This window comes from Halomonas sp. HNIBRBA4712 (assembly GCF_043558675.1).
Lineage (GTDB): Bacteria > Pseudomonadota > Gammaproteobacteria > Pseudomonadales > Halomonadaceae > Vreelandella.
This window is the reverse complement of record NZ_JBIFXR010000003.1, coordinates 168351-182694: the sequence shown is the minus strand read 5'-3', so window position 1 is coordinate 182694 and position 14344 is coordinate 168351. Positions and strand designations below refer to the sequence as shown.

The following is a 14344-nucleotide window of genomic DNA, read 5'->3' as shown; positions in this document are numbered from 1 at the left end:
ATTCGCCGTCCCATTCGTGAAAGTGCGAAACATCACAAGCTGCGTATACTGAATCTCTTTTACCTCAACGGAGAGTCCCATGAGCCATACGCCCAGCCGCCAGGATTTCGATACCTACATGACGCCGAACTACGCGCCCCAGCAGGTGGTGCCGGTGCGCGGCGAGGGCAGCCGCCTGTGGGACCAGAACGATCGCGAGTACATCGATCTTGCCGGCGGCATCGCGGTGAACTCGCTCGGCCACTGCCACCCCGCGCTGGTGGGCGCGCTCAAGGAGCAGGGCGAAAAGCTCTGGCACCTCTCCAACATCTACACCAACGAGCCGGCGTTGAACCTGGCCAAAAAGCTGGTCGACGCCACCTTCGCCGAGAAGGTGTATCTCTGCTCCTCCGGCGGCGAGGCCAACGAGGCAGCGCTGAAGCTGGCCCGGCGCTACGCTTATGATCACTTCGGTGAGCGTAAGGACAAGATCATCTCCTTCAACCAGTCCTTTCACGGGCGCACGCTGTTCACCGTCAGCGTTGGCGGCCAGCCCAAGTACTCCCAGGGGTTCGGGCCGATTCCGGGGGCCATCGAGCACGCCGAGTACAACGATCTCGACAGCGTGCGCGCGCTGATCGATGACAACACCTGCGCAATCATGGTCGAGCCGATGCAGGGCGAGGGCGGCATCATTCCGGCTACCCAGGCATTTCTCGAAGGGCTGCGCGCGCTGTGCGATGAGCACCAGGCGCTGCTGATCTTCGACGAGGTACAAACCGGCGTCGGCCGCAGCGGCAAGCTCTACGCCTACGAGCACTATGGCGTGACGCCGGATATTCTCACCAGCGCCAAGTCGCTGGGCGGCGGCTTCCCCATGGGCGCGATGCTGACCACCGCGAAGATCGGCGCTTCGCTGGGGTTTGGCACCCACGGCTCTACCTACGGCGGCAACGCCCTGGGCTCGGCGGTGGCGCTTGCCGCGCTCGAAGTGATCGACACCCCGGAAGTGCTCGGCGGCGTCGAAGCGCGCCACCAGCGGTTTCGCCAGCATCTCGAGGCGATCAACGAGAAGTACGGCGTGTTCAAGGAGATTCGCGGGCTGGGGCTTCTGATCGGCGCGCAGATGAGTGACGCGTACGAGGGCCGGGCCAAGGATATCCTGCCGCTCGCCATCGAAGAGGGGCTGATGGCGCTGATCGCCGGGCCCAACGTGCTGCGCTTGGCGCCGTCGCTGGTGATCCCCGAGGCGGACATCGACGAGGCGATGGCGCGTCTCGAGCGCGCCATCGAACGCTTCGTGCGCTCATGAGCGTGGGACAGGCGCAGATGCCTGGCGGGCTCGAGGGCCTGGTGGTGCGGCCGGTGGCGATGGCGGATCTCGACGCGCTGACACGGCTTGCCGAGAACGCCGTGCCCAGGCTCACCAACCTGCCGGCCAACCGGGCGCGGCTCGAGGAGCGCATCGCGCGCTCGCTCGAGGCCTTCGCCCGCCAGGCCGAGTTTCCCGGCAACGAGCACTACACCTTCGTGCTGGAAAAAAGCAGCGAAGGCGGCGCGCCCGGCGAGGTGCTGGGTACCGCCACCATTCGCGCCCAGGCCGGGGCCACGGACGCCTACTACACCTACCGCCAGGAAACGCTGATCCACGCCTCCCAGCAGCTCAACGTGCGCCGCGAGGTGCAAACCCTGGCGCTTTCCCACGAGGTGTCCGACGCTACGCTCTTGTGCGCGTTCTCGCTCGATGCGCGCTACAAGGGCACCCACGCCGAAAGCCTGCTGCGCCGCGCGCGGCTTCTGTTCATCGCCCAGTACCCGGAGCGTTTTTCGAACGTATTGGCCGTGGCGTTTCCAGGCTATCTCGACGACGCACAGCAGTCGCCGTTCTGGGAGAGCGTGGGTAATCACTTCTTCGCCCGCAGCTTTCAGGAGATCAATCACATTGCCGGGATGCGCTCGAAGAGCTTCATCGCCGAGGTGATGCCGCAGTTTCCGCTCTACCTGCCGCTTTTGACGCCCCAGGCGCGCGCCGCGATCGGCCGCGAGCACCCGGTGCACGAAGGCCCGCTTCAGGAGATGCTCGCCGAAGGGTTTCTGCGCTCGCGCCACGTCGATATTTTCGACGCCGGGCCGATTCTCAAGGCCGAACCGCAGCGGCTCGAAACTTTCCGCCAAGCGAGCTGGCACCCGGTGCGCATTCGCCCGGCCCATACGCTGCCGGATGCGGAACCCGCACTGATCGCCAATCAGAGCGACGACTTTCGCTGCCTGGTGGCGCGCTACGCGCTTTCGCCCACCGGTCAACTGATGCTCGACCCGGAGCACGCCAGGCGGCTCGAGGTCGAGGAGGGGCGCGCGGTACTGGTGGCGCCGCTCACCCTGCCAGGCGCCCAGGACGTTCTCGACGAGGGAGAGATGTAATGCGCATTCGCCCCATTGCCCGCGATGACCTCGACGGTCTTCAGACGCTGGCACAGCAGGCCGGCGTCGGCTTTACCTCGCTTCCGGATAACCGCGAGTTTCTCGCCGGCAAGATCGAATCCGCCGCTCGCGCCTTCGAGGAGCGCACGCCTGTAGACGACCGGCTCTACTTCTTCGTGCTCGAGGACGACGCCACCGGCGAGCTCGCCGGCTGCTGCGCCATCGAAGGCCAGGTCGGACGCGAGGTACCGTTCTACCACTACCGGCTGGGCACGCTCGCCCACTCCTCAATACAGCTCGATTTGCACCGCACCGTCGATACCCTGTTCTTGAGCTCGGACCACACCGGCGACGCCGAGGTGTGCTCGCTGTTTCTACGCCCGGAGTTTCGCGGCGAGGCGAACAAACACCTGCGCAACGGCGCGCTGCTCTCCAAGGCGCGCTGGCTCTTCATCGCCCAGTTTCGCGACCGCTTCCCGGACAAGGTGCTCGCCGAGATGCGCGGCGTCTTCGATGAGGAGAACCGTAGCCCCTTCTGGGAGAGTTTGGGCAAGCACTTCTTCCCGATGGATTTCAACGAGGCCGACCGGCTCACGGGCCTAGGGCAGAAGAGCTTCATCGGTGAGCTGATGCCGAAGTTTCCGATCTACACCACCTTCATGTCGGCCGAGGCGCGCGCCTGCATCGGCCAGGTACACCGCCACACCCGCCCGGCGCTCGAGATGCTGAAAAAAGAGGGGCTGCGCTGGGAGGGTTACATCGACATCTTCGACGGCGGCCCCACCGTCGAGGCCTATATCGACGACGTGCGCGCGGTGCGTACTTCTCACGTCTACCCGGTGGAGATCGCTCGCCACGCCGCGCCCCAGAGCATCAGCCGCTGGCTGGCGGCGACCACCGGGATCAACGCGTTCCGCGCCGCCTGGGTCGGGCGCGGGCCGGACGAGAACGGCACACTCGTGCTCACTGAAGAGGAAGCAAGACGGCTGGAGGTGAGCGCCGGCCAATCGGTTCGATTACTCGATACGAAGGAGACGTCATGACCGCATCCCTACTCAACGCCCGGGCGCAGCAGCTGATCAATGGCCGCTGGCAGCCAGGCGAAGGCGCCGAGCTTCTTAAACAGGACCCGGTCGGCGGCAACATGCTATGGCATGGCCCGGCGGCCAGCGCCACCCAGGTGGGCGAGGCGGTGGAAGCCGCCCGCAGCGCCTTCGCCGAGTGGGCGCGTACCTCGTTTGAACAGCGCCGGGCGCTGGTCGAGCGCTTCGCCGAGGTGGTCAAGGCGCGTAGCGAGGAGCTGGCTGTGGCCATCGCTTCCGAGACCGGCAAGCCGCACTGGGAGGCGCGCACCGAGGCGGCGGCGATGGCGGGCAAGGTGGCGCTTTCGATCAAGGCGCACGATGAGCGCGCCGGCGAGCGCGAAAAGGCGGTCGGTAGCGCGAAAGCCGTGTTGCGCCACCGCCCCCACGGCGTAATGGCGGTGTTCGGCCCCTACAACTTTCCCGGTCACCTGCCCAACGGCCACATCGTGCCGGCGCTGTTGGCGGGCAACACCGTGGTGTTCAAACCGAGCGACCAGACGCCCCTGACCGCGGATCTCACGCTTCAGTGCTGGGAAGAGGCAGGCCTGCCCAAAGGGGTGATCAACCTGATCCAGGGCGGTGTCGAGGTCGGCCAGGCGCTGGCGGGGGATGCCCGCATCGACGGGCTGCTGTTTACCGGAAGCGCGCGGGTGGGCGAGCTGCTGCAGCGCCAGTTCGCCGGCCAGCTCGACAAGATTCTGGCGCTCGAGCTTGGCGGCAACAACCCGCTGGTGGTCAAGGACGTGCGCGATGAGCGCGCCGCCGTCCTCACGATTCTACAGTCGGCGTTTCTCTCCGGCGGGCAGCGCTGCACCTGCGCGCGGCGGCTGATGGTGCCGAACGGCGAGGCGGGGGATCGACTCATCGATGCGCTCTCGAAAGCGATCGAGTCGCTTCACGTGGCCGGTCAGTTCGAAGAGAACCCGGCGCCGTTCTACGCGGGGCTGGTAAGCCCGGAGGCCGCCGAGAGCCTTTTGAACGCTCAGGAGGAGCTCGAAGCGCTGGGCGGCCGGGTGATCAACCGTATGCGCCGCCTGAAAGAGGGCACGAGCCTTGTCAGCCCCGCGCTGATCGACGTGACCGGGCTTGCCGTGCCCGACGAAGAGCATTTCGGCCCGCTTTTGAAGATTCATCGTTTCGATGGCTTCAGCGAAGCGATTGAGCTTGCCAACGACACCCGCTACGGGCTCTCCGCCGGGCTGATCGGCGGCGACCGCCGGGACTGGGACGAGTTCTTGCTGCGCATTCGCGCCGGTATCGTCAACTGGAACCGCCAGACTACCGGCGCCTCCGGAGACGCGCCCTTCGGCGGCGTCGGCGACAGCGGCAACCACCGCCCCAGCGCCTATTACGCTGCGGACTACTGCGCCTACCCGGTCGCCTCGATGGAAGCCGAGTCGCTGGAGCTGCCCGACACTCTGCCGCCGGGAGTCACGCTATGAGCCGCGTCGATGAGAGCGTGCGGGAGGTCAACTTCGACGGTCTGGTCGGCCCCACCCATAACTACGCAGGCCTGGCGGCAGGCAACCTGGCCTCAAAACGCCACCAGGGCCTCACCGCCAACCCGAAAGAGGGCGCGCTTCAGGGCCTGGCCAAGATGAAATCGCTGATGGAGGCGGGCTACGCTCAGGGAGTGCTCCCACCCCAGCAGCGCCCGGATATCGGCGCGCTGCGCGAGCTTGGCTTTGGCGGCAGCGACCGCGACGTGCTGGCCCACGCCGCCGACCAGGCGCCGGAACTGCTGCGCGCGGTGTGCTCGGCCTCTTCGATGTGGACCGCCAACGCCGCCACCGTGACGCCGAGTGTGGACGCGCCGGATCGCCGCGCGCACTTTACCCCGGCCAACCTGCAGTCGAGCTTCCACCGCTTTCTGGAGCCGGAGACGACCGGGCGAGTGCTCAAGGCGATCTTTCGAAACGAGCGCCACTTCGCCCACCACCCGGCGCTGCCCGCCACGCCTGCGTTTTCTGATGAAGGCGCGGCGAACCACACAAGGCTTGGCGGTGAGCACGGCGAGCCGGGCGTGCACCTGTTCGTTTATGGCCGCCGGGCGTTTGGCTCTGTGGCGGGCGATGGGCGCGAGCCGACCCGCTACCCGGCGCGCCAGACATTGGAAGCGAGCCAGGCCGTGGCCCGCCAGCATGGCCTGACGGATGCGCAGACCGTCTTCGCCCAGCAGCACCCGGACGCGATCGACGCCGGCGTCTTCCATAACGACGTGATCGCCGTGGGCAACGGCCCGGTACTGCTCTACCACGAAATGGCCTTTCTCGACGAGGAGAGCACTTTGGAGGCGCTGCGCGCCCGGATGGAAACGCCGCTGATCCCGGTGCGCGTGCCCGTCGAGGCGATGAGCCTCGACGACGCCGTCGGCTCGTATCTCTTCAACTCGCAGCTTTTGAGCAATCCGGACGGCAGCATGACGCTGGTGGTGCCCGGCGAGTGCCAGGCAAACGAGACGGTCTGGCGGGTGATTCAGGATCTGATCCTGGCGGGCCACAATCCAATCGGAGAGGTGATCGTCAAGGACGTCAAGCAGAGCATGCAAAACGGCGGCGGCCCGGCGTGTCTGCGCCTTCGCGTGGCGCTTTCGAGCGCCGAGCGCGAGGCGATCAAGGCCCGCGTGCTGCTCACGCCTGCGCTGCATGAGGATCTCACCGCTTGGGTCGAGCGCCACTATCGCGACCTCTTGGCCCCTGAGGATCTGGCCGATCCGCAGCTAGCAAGTGAGTCGCTCACCGCGCTCGACGAGCTGACCGGGCTTCTGGAAATCGGCTCGGTGTATCCGTTTCAGTTGGGGTAGGCAGTAATACAAAAAGTAGTGTTTAGGGTAATGCTCTTTAGTCACGCATGGATAGCCCTTGTGGGAGGGAGCTTCAGCTCGCGACGGGTTGCCAGGCCAAGGCACCTGACGGCGCCATTCGCTGAGCTCTCGGCACACGGAAGTATCTACCCATGCTTAAGCGGCCTTCCACGGTAGATTAGCCAAGCTCCATGGGTAGTTAGATACCTTAACTGACCGGCATTGGAGCGTGCTCGGTCGGTAATGCCAAGGCGGTTATGCAGTACGCCCGTGCCGGGATAGCAATAAGGATCCTGGCCGGTGCCGTACTTGTCCATTAGCGCGCTTTATATCTTGTGTACTTCGACAGCACCTCGGCCTTGTTCGCTTTGGGTGCCCGAGAATCGACCGATATACCTTCAAGTGCCATGCTGGCCAGGTAGTTCGAGCGGCGTGCCTTGGCATGGTAGCGACGTTTGGTTTCAAGCGTAGCATTGTTCATGCTTCCTCCTTTCTCCGGCTTAGTATAACCCAAGGAGGGGCAGGCCTCATCCAGCAAACGGGAAGGAGAGCGTCTTGAAAAAGACGGAAATGTCGATCATTCCCACCCGCGATCACGCCTTCGCCTCGGCGCTTATTCAGCGCAACATGGGCGGCTATTTCGAGGCGCTGGGCCTTCGCTGGGACGAGGCGCTGTTCGCGCGTCAGTGGCGTGAGATGGAAAGCTACCTGCTCGTACGCGACGACTGCCCGGTCGGGCTTTTATGCCTCGACCCGACTTGGGCGGCGTGTCATATCCGCGAGCTTCAGATAGAGCCTGCGTGGCAGCGCCAGGGGCTGGGGGCGGTGGCGCTCGATTTCGCGCTTTCGCGAGCCGTTCAGGCGGGTAGCGCCGCGCTGCGGCTCCGGGTGTTTTGCCGCAACCCGGCGGTGGCGTTCTATGCGCGCCACGGCTTGGGTATCGTCGAAACCGGCACCCATACTCTCGTCATGGAGCGGCGGCTGGATTAAAGCGCCCACGGCGCGGTTTTGCTATCGTTTCACCCTGCCAAGGTTGAGCAGCGCGATCCCCGCGCCGATCAAGAGCGCGCCCGGCAGTAACCCTTCCGGAGCGCTTTCGCCCTGTAGAAGGATTGCCACCGGCACGCCGAACAGCGCCCCCACCGAGCCCAGCAGGCTCAAAAGCACCGGGCCGCCGCTTTTTTGCAGCAAAAACAGCAGCAGAAACTGCCCGGCGAAGACCAGCGCTTGAACCGCTACCAGCAGAAGCGTTTTGAATCCAGCAGGCATCGTGAGCGAGAAACCCGGCAGCAAGCTCACCCCCAGTAGCAGCGCCACGGCGGCGATGAGCATACCCGGCGCCAGCGCTTCGCTTGCCACGCCCGGCGGCCAGCGCAGGGTACGGTAAAGATTGCCGATGGCCAGCAGTACCGGGCCGACAAGCGCCAGCAGCACCCAGCGCACGTCGGCCTGCGGGGCGGCGAGCTTGTGGGCGGCAAGGGTGACCGCGCCACCCAGCGCGAACGCCACGCCCAGCGCGCGCAGTGTCTCAAAGCGCTCCATTCTTAGTGCCAGCGCCCCGAGGTAGGTCAAAAGCGGCGGCAGGGTGATCACCAGCGCCACGAACCCGGCGCCGATATGGGCAATGGCGGAGAAGAACAGCAGGTTGGAGCCCGCCACCCCCACCAGCGCCGAGACCCCGTAGTACTCGATCGTGCGGGTGTTGACCGGCGGCCACTGGCCGCGCAGAGCGGCCAGCACGAGAAGTATCAGCGCCGCGCCGCAAAGCGACCAGAACAGAAACGCCAGCGGTGAAAGCGCCAGCTCCCCGGCGAACTTGGCCAGGTTGGTCGAAAGCCCCAGCAGCATTCCGCCGGCCAGTAGATAACCCAGTGGTACCAGGCGCGTACCCTTTGACGGCGCAATCGCTTTGGGAGTAAGAGAAACATCGTCAATTCGGGCCATACTCATACTCGGTGATTTATCTTGAGTTCAAGGTATATGTCGATTTGTCTTGACGTCAAGATAAAATATCGTAAGCTCGCCGTATGGATCATATCGCTTCGATACTTACTCAATGGCGGCGCGAGCGCCCGGAGCTCGATGTTGCCCCCATGGGCACACTTGGCCGGCTCAAGCGGCTCGATCACGCCCTGATGCGCACCATGGAGAAGACCTGGGCGCGCTTTGGCTTGAGCGAATCGAGCTTCGACGTGCTCGCCACGCTGCGACGCGAAGGCCCGCCGTTCGCGCTTTCGCCAAGCGCCTTGATGGCCTCCACCCTGGTAACCTCCGGTACCATGACCCACCGGATTCAGCAGCTCGAAAAGGCCGGTCTCATCGAGCGGGTCAAGAACCCCGCCGATGGGCGCGGCTTTCTCATTTCGCTCTCCGAGAAAGGTTTTGCGCTGATCGACGAAGCCGTGACCGCCCACGTCGAGACCCAGCACGCGCTGGTCAGCGGCCTGAGTGATGCCGAGCGCAGCGAACTCGATGCGCTGCTCACCCGGATGCTGGCGAGTCTCGAACCACCCACCCACGAATGAACACGAGGTAAGCCGCGATGGCGCTCGTATTGAAATGTCTGCTCGGGGCGCTGGCGGTGCTCTTGATCGCGCTGCTCTCGCGCACTAAAAGCTTCTTCATCGCCGGGCTGGTGCCGCTGTTTCCCACCTTCGCGCTGATCGCCCACTACATCGTCGGCTCTGATCGCGGCATGGCGGATCTGCGTACCACGGCGCTGTTCGGGCTCTGCTCGCTGATTCCCTACGCGGCGTACCTCGCCGCCATCTACTACGCCAGCTACCGCTTCACCCTGACCGGCACGCTGACCGTGGCCACTCTGGTGTGGCTGCTCTGTGCTCTGATACTGCTCTGGGGCTGGACGCGGCTTTATTCGGGCTAGCGAGCGAACGGTTCAGGTCGAGCCGGCCATCCGCTGGCGTATGCCCTCGGTCATCGCTTCCATGAAGGCGCGCACGCGGGCCAAGTGGCTAAGGTCAGGGTGTGTCAGCAGCCAAAGCGGCGTGGCCAGCACCTCGATAGGGGGCGTAAGTCGCACCAGCGCCGTATCCGCATCGCCCAGATAGCAGGGCAAGACCCCCACGTCGGCGTCGTGGTGCAGCGCAAGCTGTATCCCCAGCAGGCTGTCCAGCCGGTAGCGCGTCGGCTTGTCTTTCATCCATGTCTCCAATACCGGGTCGCCCAGATGAACATCCGGGCCGATCCAGCTCTGCGTGCTCAGGGTGTCTTCGGCTAACGAAGCGCAGGTCTGCCAGTGCGCTTTGGCGCCGTAAACCGCTTGGGTAATGAACTCTACCCGCCGACCCACCAGCGTCTCCGGCGGTGCGGGGGTTGGGCGTAGCGCAATATCGGCTTCACGTTTGGAGAGGCTCTGCTGCTGATTCGAAAGGACCACCTCGAGGGTGGTGTCAGGATAGCGTCGGCGAAAATCCGCGAGCAGCGGGCTCACCAGACCGGCAAAAAGGGTATCCGTGGTGGTCAGGCGAATCGTGCCGCCAGGCTTGTCGTCCTGGCCGGCCAGGCGCCGCTCGGTGGCGTGAACCTCGGCCTCCACCCGGGTAGCGGTGGCGGCCAGATCCTCCCCGGCGGCTGTGGTGACGTACCCTTGGCGATGACGCTCGAACAGCTGTACGCCCAGGCGCTGTTCAAGCTGCTGCAGACGACGAAAAACCGTCGCGTGGCTCACCTGCAAGTGACGGCTGGCCCCGGAAAGCGAACCCGCCCGGGCGACGGCGAGTACGACCTCGAGGTCGTTCCAGCGAAGGCGCTGTTCATTCATGCAAAGTTGATTCTCTTTTTTGGGGAATCCAAATGCGGGTTTGAACAGATTAATCTCTGTCGACCCCCAGCGATAGAGGATACTTTCATGAACGTACTGATCATTCTGGCGCATCCGGAGCGGGCGTCGTTCAACGGCGCGCTGGTTGACGTGGCCGTCACCGAGCTCAAGCGAGCCGGACACACCGTGGAAGTGAACGATCTGTTCGCGGCTGGCTTCGAGCCTGTCGAGCAGGCCGACCGCTACGCGAAGCTCGAGCCCGACGCTGCTTTCGCACCCCTGGACGTACAGCGGACCCATTACGAAAACGATGCCCTGCCGGCGGATATCGAGCGCGAACTGGCAATGCTCGATTGGGCGGATCTGGTGATCTTTCAATTTCCGCTCTGGTGGCACGCGCAACCCGCCATCCTCAAGGGGTGGTTCGACCGCGTGATGGTCTATGGCGGGCGCTATACCAGCCGGATGCGCTACGACCACGGCTATTTTCGCGGCAAGCGAGCAATGCTATCGGTGACTGCTGGTTCTCCCGAGGCCACCTTCCAACCTTTTGGCCGCGCGGGGGATATGGTGGCGTGGCTCTGGCCCATTCATTCGTCGCTTTACTACGTGGGCTTCGATGTACTGGCGCCTCAGGTCAGCTATGGCGTGCAGGGCGGCGGCATCCGCTACCAGCAGGAAAGTACGCTGGCTACCCACCTCGAAGCATGCAAGACCCGCTGGTCGACACGACTTTCCCGGTTGAGTGACGAGACGCCGATTCCCTTTGCCGGCTGGGCCGACTGGAATGACGAGGGTGTACTCGATCGAGCTGCGCCGCTGCGCTGGCGGCTGGGTTAGCTTCTCAGGCCGGTAGCTCGGTGCCCGTGACACGCTCGAGGGCGTCGAGCAGCGAGGCGCGCAGGGTGTCGCCGTGGGTGAGGCCGGGAAATTCCCGGTAGCTGACCTCGAGTTCGGGAGAGTGACGAAGCCGCTCGGCCAGTTGAAGCGTGGCGTCGCGGGGGACGCTTGCCACCCGGCGAAGATGGGCGCGTACCCGCGGGTCGCCGAGATCACGCTGGCGGTCGTCCCGGTGGCGCTCGCCGCCGCCCAATGTCAGGCGAAGCCGCGCTGGGGAAGCGCTGCGGGCCAGAAAATCGCGCTCCAGGCGGCCCAGCAAGGCGCCTTCGTGCCACCAGAGCGAGGGGCTGGCCGCGGCGTAGGTGGTGAACGCGCCCGGGCGTGTGTAAAGCGTGTAGAGCGCGAACAACCCGCCCAGCGAGTGGCCCCAGAGGGTGTGCCGTTGGCTCAACGCGACGCGCTTGGCGATGGCCGGGCACGCCTGGCGCTTCAGGGTATCCAGTAAGATATCCGCGCCGCCACCCCGGTAGGGAGTAGGCAGCGGCTCGTCCTCTGGCAAGACGCTGAACGGGTAGTCGCGCCAGCGGGCCGGGTCGGTGCGCAGGTCGCTGTCGTGGCTAACGAAGATTAGCACCGGTGGGGCGGGACCGTCGGCGAGGGCGCTTAGCTGGGCGGGGTCGAACGTCATCATCGCGGCGTTGCCGTCGAGCATCCAGAAAGCGTCGAAACCCTCGGTCGGCGCGCTTAGCCGGGGGGTGGCCAGCGTGATGCGCCAGCGGCGCGGGTGTGCGGGGCATTCGATGACGAATCGCTCGACCTGGTACTGGGCGGGCGGGTCGTCGAACACGGTGCGGCCCATGAGCCGCGTGGGGTCGCGCTTGGCTGCCAAGGATCAGACTCTCATGAAATGAAGTGAAACGGGCTGCCAGTATGCCTTCATCTGGGCAATTTGATAGGCCACCGGCACGCGCCGGTGGCCTGTTTGCATCAGCCGGCCGGCTGCAAGCGGCGGATGCGATCGCCTTCGGGGTCGTCCTCACCGCGCGCCTTATTGACGGCGAACACGTGGCCCTGGCCGTCGGCGTGGACGTGGTTGGGGAAGTTGCCGCCGTCGAGATTGGCGACGAGTTCGCCGTCGCGGTCGAGCACGGCGATGGTGCCGGAGGCGCGATTGCTGACGTAGGCAAGCCCAGATGCGGCGTCGAAGGCGACGTTGAGCGGCCCCGCGCCCACGGGTACGTCGTGGACGATCTCGCCGGATTCTACGTCGACGTAGAGCAGGTTGTCGGAGCCCTGCGAAACGACCAGCAGCCGGTCGTTTTCGGCATCGAAGGCAACGCCGGAGGCGCGGCTGGCGTTGGAAAGCGCGATGACCTTTTCGACGCGGTCGTTTTCGGTATCGATGACCACCGCTTCCGGGGTGGCGATGCTCACGGTGAACAGGCGCCCGGAGGCTTCGTCCAGCGCAAGACTCATCGGCGTGAACTGCTCGCCGCGCATCTCGGAGGCAATCTCGATCTCACCGGTTTTCTCGAGGGTGGTAGCGTCAAACACCGACAGGGTATTTTCGCCGGTCGCCGAGGCGTAGACCTTGCCGCGCTGAGCGTCGACGATCACGTCGCGAGCGTGGGGTACCGTGCCGGGCTCGAACTGCTTAACCAGCGATAGATCCGCCTGATCATAAACGGCTACGGTGTTTTCCCGCGTATTGGTGACCCAGACGTGCCCGTTGGCATCGTCCACACCCACGCCATACACCGCAAAGACACGCGCGTCATCGAAGCCGGGCACTTCTTCCGGCGCGGCCTCGGCAACCACGTCCAGGGTGTCGGGGTCGAGCTTCAAAAGGCCCGACTGGGTGACCGGCGGGCGGCCCACGGCTCGGGTGACGAACAGCGCGTTGCTCTCATCGCTGTAGGCGCTCTGATACAGGCCGGCGGGCAGGGCGGCATCGACCACGTCGAAGACGTCTTCACCGGCGAGCGCGATCTCCGGCGAGATCTTGAGCTCGACGATGCTCGCCGCGTAAGGGTTCTCGGCGAGTATCACCAGCGGGTGACGGCCGGGAACGGCGTCCTCGGGCAGGGTGAACGTGGCGGTGAAGCTGCCCTCGTCATCGGCGGTGTAGGGCTCGTCGTTGAGCGCGGTGGTGCCGCGGTAGAGCGTGACGGTCTGGCCTGGCGTGAAGTGGCGGCCGACGAATTCGACGTCGCTTCCCGGCTGAATTAGCGGCGTGGAGGGGGCGACCCCACCCTGAAAGTCGGTCGCGGGCGGGCCGAAGACCTGGGCCATGGAGAGCGTCGGCAGAGACCACAGGGTGACGGCGATCGCCGCCAGAGGCTTCAGGCGAAAACGTTGGGAAAGGCGCTGCATGGCGTTACTCCATCGAGGGTCGTTCATGAAAGCGATGACGAAATGTCATCGAAGGGTGCCGCGGGTGCTGCTGTAATCCGTGATGCCAGTCGTTTCGTGCAAGGCGTCCATGAGTGAGGCACGAAAGGTCAGGCCGTGGGTCAATTCCGGGAATTCGCGGTACGTCACGTCGAGCCCGGCTACCTGATTGAGGCGCTCAGCCAGGCGTACGGTCGAGTCCGGTGGGGCGTTGGCGACGCGTCTGAGATGCGCCTGCACGCGCGGGTCGCTCATGTCCCGGTGGCGGGTGTCGCGCTCGCGTTCGCCGCCGCCCATGCTGAGCAGCACGCGCGCCGGGTGGCCAGCGTTGTTGGCACGAAAGCGTGCTTCCGGCTCGCCCAGAAGCGCGCCATCGGCCCACCAGAGCGACGGGCTGCCGGCGGCGTAAGTGGTGAAGGCGCCGCTGCGGGTATAGAGCGTGTGCAGTGCGAACAGCGCGCCGAAGGAGTGACCCCAGAGCGTTTGCCGGCTCGGGTCGGTGGCCACGCGGCGGGCGATTTCCGGTCGTATGGTGCGTTCGATCACCTCCAGAAACGCGTCGGCGCCGCCGCCGATGCGCTTCGGCGGGGTATCGTCGGAGCGGTAAGGGTCCATCGCGAAGGTGTAGTCCCGGGTACGCGCCGGGTCGATGCGCAAATCGTTGTCGTAGCCGACGAACACCAGTACCGGCGAATCCAGTTGGTCGCCCAGCTCCTCGAGCAGCGGCGCATCGAACTCCATCAGCGCGGCATTGCCGTCGAGCATCCAGAACGCGGGAAAGCCGGTGTCCGGCGTCGCCTCTCGGGGGATGCCCAGTGTCACGCGCCAGCGGCGCTGCTCGTCGGCACTTTGTACGGTGAAACGCTCGAAGCGGTAGCTCCGGAACGTTTCGTCGAGCACGCTGTGTTGAAGCGAAAGGTTGGGGTCACGCTGTTGGGCTTGGGCGATGCCCGCCAGCGCCAGCATCATGGCCAGCGCCAGTAAGGTGATGGCCGCGCGATGGGCGCGCGGCAGAGATCGAGTGTCGTTGAACATACAGGGTGT

15 protein-coding genes are annotated in these 14344 nt (G+C 65.2%); 9 read left to right on the top strand and 6 right to left on the bottom strand.

Annotated features, from left to right (window positions below; translation table 11 throughout):
• Window positions 1-79: 79 nt before the first annotated feature.
• Genes ACGK9R_RS08090 through astB form a run of 5 tightly spaced genes read left to right on the top strand, consistent with a single transcriptional unit; the run spans window position 80 to window position 6288 of the window.
• On the top strand, window positions 80-1291 hold the full coding sequence (locus tag ACGK9R_RS08090) for an aspartate aminotransferase family protein (protein ID WP_394580062.1): 1212 nt from the start codon (window positions 80-82) through the stop codon (window positions 1289-1291).
• Window positions 1288-2400 (top strand): arginine N-succinyltransferase, encoded by a 1113-nt coding sequence (locus ACGK9R_RS08085; protein ID WP_394580060.1) that lies wholly within the window; start codon window positions 1288-1290, stop codon window positions 2398-2400. Before ACGK9R_RS08090 ends, ACGK9R_RS08085 begins: the two co-directional genes overlap by 4 nt.
• Window positions 2400-3443 carry an arginine N-succinyltransferase gene (gene astA, locus ACGK9R_RS08080; protein ID WP_394580058.1) on the top strand — a complete coding sequence of 348 codons (1044 nt, stop codon included), beginning with the start codon at window positions 2400-2402 and terminating at the stop codon, window positions 3441-3443. The genes ACGK9R_RS08085 and astA overlap by 1 nt, the downstream gene beginning before the upstream one ends.
• Window positions 3440-4927 (top strand): succinylglutamate-semialdehyde dehydrogenase, encoded by a 1488-nt coding sequence (gene astD / locus ACGK9R_RS08075; RefSeq protein WP_394580057.1) that lies wholly within the window; start codon window positions 3440-3442, stop codon window positions 4925-4927. The genes astA and astD overlap by 4 nt, the downstream gene beginning before the upstream one ends.
• Window positions 4924-6288: an N-succinylarginine dihydrolase gene (astB, locus tag ACGK9R_RS08070; RefSeq protein WP_394580055.1), complete on the top strand. Its 1365-nt coding sequence runs from the start codon at window positions 4924-4926 to the stop codon at window positions 6286-6288. Before astD ends, astB begins: the two co-directional genes overlap by 4 nt.
• Window positions 6289-6604: 316 nt before the next feature.
• Here astB and ACGK9R_RS08065 read toward each other — a convergent pair whose 3' ends face one another.
• Window positions 6605-6769 (bottom strand): YhfG family protein, encoded by a 165-nt coding sequence (locus tag ACGK9R_RS08065; protein WP_394580053.1) that lies wholly within the window; start codon window positions 6767-6769, stop codon window positions 6605-6607.
• A gap of 74 nt (window positions 6770-6843) precedes the next feature.
• On the opposite strand from ACGK9R_RS08065, the gene ACGK9R_RS08060 reads away from it, so the two are divergent.
• Entirely contained in the window at window positions 6844-7278 is a 435-nt protein-coding gene (locus ACGK9R_RS08060) for a GNAT family N-acetyltransferase (protein WP_394580051.1), read from the top strand.
• Between the two features lie 21 nt (window positions 7279-7299).
• Here ACGK9R_RS08060 and ACGK9R_RS08055 read toward each other — a convergent pair whose 3' ends face one another.
• Entirely contained in the window at window positions 7300-8232 is a 933-nt protein-coding gene (locus tag ACGK9R_RS08055; RefSeq protein WP_394580050.1) for a DMT family transporter, read from the bottom strand.
• Between the two features lie 83 nt (window positions 8233-8315).
• Here ACGK9R_RS08055 and ACGK9R_RS08050 point away from each other — a divergent pair, with 83 nt between their 5' ends.
• Both ACGK9R_RS08050 and ACGK9R_RS08045 read left to right on the top strand, forming a co-directional pair.
• Entirely contained in the window at window positions 8316-8813 is a 498-nt protein-coding gene (locus ACGK9R_RS08050; protein WP_394580048.1) for a MarR family winged helix-turn-helix transcriptional regulator, read from the top strand.
• 17 nt (window positions 8814-8830) lie between these two features.
• Window positions 8831-9172: a GlpM family protein gene (locus ACGK9R_RS08045; RefSeq protein WP_394580047.1), complete on the top strand. Its 342-nt coding sequence runs from the start codon at window positions 8831-8833 to the stop codon at window positions 9170-9172.
• Between the two features lie 12 nt (window positions 9173-9184).
• Here ACGK9R_RS08045 and ACGK9R_RS08040 read toward each other — a convergent pair whose 3' ends face one another.
• Window positions 9185-10069 carry a LysR family transcriptional regulator gene (locus tag ACGK9R_RS08040; RefSeq protein ID WP_394580045.1) on the bottom strand — a complete coding sequence of 295 codons (885 nt, stop codon included), beginning with the start codon at window positions 10067-10069 and terminating at the stop codon, window positions 9185-9187.
• Between the two features lie 87 nt (window positions 10070-10156).
• Here ACGK9R_RS08040 and ACGK9R_RS08035 point away from each other — a divergent pair, with 87 nt between their 5' ends.
• The gene (locus tag ACGK9R_RS08035; RefSeq protein WP_394580043.1) at window positions 10157-10909 is read left to right on the top strand and encodes an NAD(P)H-dependent oxidoreductase; all 753 of its coding nucleotides are present in this window, start codon (window positions 10157-10159) and stop codon (window positions 10907-10909) included.
• A 4-nt stretch (window positions 10910-10913) separates the two neighbouring features.
• Here ACGK9R_RS08035 and ACGK9R_RS08030 read toward each other — a convergent pair whose 3' ends face one another.
• From ACGK9R_RS08030 to ACGK9R_RS08020, 3 genes are all read right to left on the bottom strand, one after another.
• Window positions 10914-11798 carry an alpha/beta hydrolase gene (locus tag ACGK9R_RS08030; RefSeq protein ID WP_394580041.1) on the bottom strand — a complete coding sequence of 295 codons (885 nt, stop codon included), beginning with the start codon at window positions 11796-11798 and terminating at the stop codon, window positions 10914-10916.
• Window positions 11799-11896: 98 nt separating this feature from the next.
• Window positions 11897-13282 (bottom strand): hypothetical protein, encoded by a 1386-nt coding sequence (locus ACGK9R_RS08025; RefSeq protein WP_394580039.1) that lies wholly within the window; start codon window positions 13280-13282, stop codon window positions 11897-11899.
• Between the two features lie 45 nt (window positions 13283-13327).
• Entirely contained in the window at window positions 13328-14335 is a 1008-nt protein-coding gene (locus ACGK9R_RS08020; protein WP_394580038.1) for an alpha/beta hydrolase, read from the bottom strand.
• Between the last annotated feature and the right edge of the window lie 9 nt (window positions 14336-14344).

Bases quoted from the DNA above. Each gene is read 5' to 3' on its own strand.
- ACGK9R_RS08090 (WP_394580062.1), top strand. From the start codon at position 80: ATGAGCCATACGCCCAGCCGCCAGGATTTCGATACCTACATGACGCCG.
- ACGK9R_RS08085 (WP_394580060.1), top strand. From the start codon at position 1,288: ATGAGCGTGGGACAGGCGCAGATGCCTGGCGGGCTCGAGGGCCTGGTG.
- astA (WP_394580058.1), top strand. From the start codon at position 2,400: ATGCGCATTCGCCCCATTGCCCGCGATGACCTCGACGGTCTTCAGACG.
- astD (WP_394580057.1), top strand. From the start codon at position 3,440: ATGACCGCATCCCTACTCAACGCCCGGGCGCAGCAGCTGATCAATGGC.
- astB (WP_394580055.1), top strand. From the start codon at position 4,924: ATGAGCCGCGTCGATGAGAGCGTGCGGGAGGTCAACTTCGACGGTCTG.
- ACGK9R_RS08065 (WP_394580053.1), bottom strand. From the start codon at position 6,769: ATGAACAATGCTACGCTTGAAACCAAACGTCGCTACCATGCCAAGGCA.
- ACGK9R_RS08055 (WP_394580050.1), bottom strand. From the start codon at position 8,232: ATGGCCCGAATTGACGATGTTTCTCTTACTCCCAAAGCGATTGCGCCG.
- ACGK9R_RS08050 (WP_394580048.1), top strand. From the start codon at position 8,316: ATGGATCATATCGCTTCGATACTTACTCAATGGCGGCGCGAGCGCCCG.
- ACGK9R_RS08045 (WP_394580047.1), top strand. From the start codon at position 8,831: ATGGCGCTCGTATTGAAATGTCTGCTCGGGGCGCTGGCGGTGCTCTTG.
- ACGK9R_RS08040 (WP_394580045.1), bottom strand. From the start codon at position 10,069: ATGAATGAACAGCGCCTTCGCTGGAACGACCTCGAGGTCGTACTCGCC.
- ACGK9R_RS08035 (WP_394580043.1), top strand. From the start codon at position 10,157: ATGAACGTACTGATCATTCTGGCGCATCCGGAGCGGGCGTCGTTCAAC.
- ACGK9R_RS08025 (WP_394580039.1), bottom strand. From the start codon at position 13,282: ATGCAGCGCCTTTCCCAACGTTTTCGCCTGAAGCCTCTGGCGGCGATC.
- ACGK9R_RS08020 (WP_394580038.1), bottom strand. From the start codon at position 14,335: ATGTTCAACGACACTCGATCTCTGCCGCGCGCCCATCGCGCGGCCATC.